Below are 2,976 nucleotides of genomic sequence, written 5' to 3'. Positions count from 1 at the left end.
AAAATAAATAGTTTGTTTTTTCAAAACTATTTCAAATCACTTTAAAATTATATCTTTGTCATACAAACGAATTAAACTTTATTACTTTTATGGAATATTTAGATTTTGAATTACCAATAAAAGAGCTTGAAGATCAATTAGATAAATGTCAATTAATTGGACAAGAATCTGATGTAGATGTAAGTGATACTTGTAAACAAATTGAACAAAAACTAGAGGAGACTAAAAAGCAGATATACGGCAATTTAACTGCATGGCAACGTGTTCAAATGTCTCGTCATCCGAATAGACCTTATACTTTAGAGCATATTACTAATTTAACTGATGGAACTTTTTTAGAGTTATTTGGTGATAGAAATTTTAAAGATGACAAAGCCATGATTGGCGGTTTAGGTAAAATCAACGGTCAATCTTTCATGATTATTGGTCAGCAAAAAGGGATTAATACTAAAATGAGACAATTACGTAATTTTGGTATGGCTAATCCTGAAGGCTATCGTAAGGCTTTACGATTAATGAAAATGGCTGAAAAATTTAATATTCCTGTACTTACATTAATTGACACTCCAGGAGCGTATCCAGGGTTAGAAGCTGAAGAAAGAGGACAAGGAGAGGCAATCGCGAGAAATATTTTTGAAATGGCTCGATTAAAAACGCCTATCATTTCTGTTATCATTGGAGAAGGAGCTTCAGGAGGAGCTTTAGGTATTGGTGTTGGAAACAAAGTTTTTATGTTAGAAAATACATGGTATTCTGTAATTTCACCTGAATCATGTTCGTCTATCTTATGGAGAAGTTGGGATTATAAAGCACAAGCTGCCGAAGCCTTAAAATTGACTTCATTTGATATGAAAGAGCAAAATTTAATCGATGATATTATTCCAGAGCCACTTGGTGGTGCTCATTTTGATAGAGAAACTACTTTTAAAAATGTCAAGGAGTATGTCATGAAAGCCTTTGATGAGTTAAAAGATTTATCAACAGCTGATTTAGTTGCTCAAAGAATGGATAAATATAGTAAAATGGGACAATTTCAAGAATAGTCTATTTTTATAAAACTACTTACGTCCTGTTGAAGTTCTTTTAACAGGGCGTTTTTTTTGATTATTAACAAAATATAACGAGTTGTCAACATTTGTGTTTTAATAAATAATAGTCCAACTCAACCTCAAAAAGATTATCTTCGCTTTATGGAAAAATCACTAAATATAAATCCAATAAAAGTTGATAAATCAACCTTAATCAACTTAGAGAAAGGAAAGTTGCCTCCTCAAGCTGTCGATGTAGAAGAAGCTGTTCTAGGTGCAATGATGATTGATAAAAAAGGAACAGATGAGGTGATTGATATTCTTCATCCTGAAGCCTTTTATAAAGAAGCTCATAAATATATTTTTGAAGCTATTGTGCAATTATTCCATAATTCCCCGCCTCAACCTATTGACCTTTTAACGGTTTCGGCTCAATTAAAGAAAAACGGTAAATTAGATTTGGCTGGTGGAGATTTGTATTTAATTCAATTAACACAAAAAATAGCCTCTTCAGCCCATATTAATTTTCATGCGCGTATTATTTTACAAAAATATATACAGCGAACGTTGATTAATATCTCTAGTGGCTTGATTGAAGATTGTTATGATGAGACAATGGATGTTTTTGATTTATTAGATAAAGCCGAAGCTAACTTATATGAAGTAACTCAAGGAAATTTAAAAAAAGGGTACGAAACGGCTCAAAGTTTAGTTACGCAAGCCAAACATCGTATAGAAGAAATTTCAAACAGAGAAGGTTTGTCGGGTATTCCTACAGGTTTTAGAAAATTAGATGAGTTAACATCAGGTTGGCAACCGTCTGATTTAATTATTATTGCTGCACGTCCTGGTATGGGTAAAACAGCCTTTGTCCTTTCAATGGCAAGAAATATTGCTATAGATGGAAATGCTCCCGTAGCTTTATTCTCATTAGAAATGTCTTCGGTTCAGTTGATTACCCGTTTAATTTCTAGTGAAACAGGGTTGTCATCTGAAAAATTGAGAAAAGGAAACTTGGAACCTCATGAATGGGAACAACTCAATGTTAAGGTTAAAGATTTAGAAAAAGCACCTTTATACATTGATGATACACCCTCACTTTCTATTTTTGATTTAAGAGCCAAAGCCAGACGTTTGGTTTCTCAACATGGTATTAAATTAATTGTAATTGATTACCTTCAGTTAATGTCTGCTGGTGGTGGTGCTAAAGGTGGCGGAAACCGTGAACAAGAAATTTCTACAATATCGAGAAATTTAAAAGCATTAGCTAAAGAGTTAGATGTTCCTGTAATTGCACTTTCTCAGTTATCGCGTGCAGTAGAAACTCGTGGTTCTAGTAAAAGACCTTTATTGTCTGATTTACGTGAATCTGGAGCTATTGAGCAAGATGCCGATATTGTATCTTTCATTTATAGACCAGAATATTATAAAATTGAGCAATGGGATGACGAAGAAGGCTCACCAACTACCAATCAAGCTGAATTTATTGTAGCTAAACATAGAAATGGTAGCTTGGATAACATTCGTTTAAAATTCTTAGGTCAATTTGGTAAGTTTGATAACTTAGATGAATTTGGTTCTACTTTTGATGAGTTACCTTCTAAAATGAATTTAGACTCTCAACCTAATCCGTTTGCAACACCTAATTTACCTTCTCCTAATGATGCTTTTGGAAGTTCGATGAATTCTGGTTTTGATGTGGATAGTGATGTGCCTTTTTAATGAATTTTAAATGTAATTAGATATCTGTTTTTTCTTTTCACATTGCTTGATATTATTAATACGAAAAAACTGAACTGGGGATTCTGTTAAAATTTATCTCATTACTTAATAGTATTTAACAGATATAGATTGTCAAGATATTTCTGGGAAAGAAAAGAAGAATATTTATAGGTATAAAATCATTTTGTTAGATAGGTTAAAAAAATACTTGTTTTTCTAATTTTGA

2 protein-coding genes are annotated in these 2,976 nt (G+C 32.2%); both read left to right on the top strand.

Translation table 11 applies throughout. The features are described from left to right. Nucleotides 1-89: 89 nt before the first annotated feature. Entirely contained in the window at nt 90-1,043 is a 954-nt protein-coding gene (locus QZ824_RS11210) for an acetyl-CoA carboxylase carboxyltransferase subunit alpha (RefSeq protein WP_291276102.1), read from the top strand. 147 nt (nt 1,044-1,190) lie between these two features. After that, nucleotides 1,191-2,750 carry a replicative DNA helicase gene (gene dnaB, locus QZ824_RS11205; RefSeq protein WP_291276101.1) on the top strand — a complete coding sequence of 520 codons (1,560 nt, stop codon included), beginning with the start codon at nt 1,191-1,193 and terminating at the stop codon, nt 2,748-2,750. Nucleotides 2,751-2,976 lie beyond the last annotated feature (226 nt).

The sequence above is a fragment of the Flavobacterium sp. genome, from assembly GCF_021151785.1.
Classification (GTDB): domain Bacteria; phylum Bacteroidota; class Bacteroidia; order Flavobacteriales; family Flavobacteriaceae; genus Flavobacterium.
Note: the sequence above shows the minus strand (reverse complement) of the source record. Positions and strands in the feature narration are given on the sequence as shown.

What these genes read in the sequence shown, in the direction of transcription:
- dnaB (WP_291276101.1), top strand. Translation starts at nt 1,191, where the DNA reads ATGGAAAAATCACTAAATATAAATCCAATAAAAGTTGATAAATCAACC.
- QZ824_RS11210 (WP_291276102.1), top strand. Translation starts at nt 90, where the DNA reads ATGGAATATTTAGATTTTGAATTACCAATAAAAGAGCTTGAAGATCAA.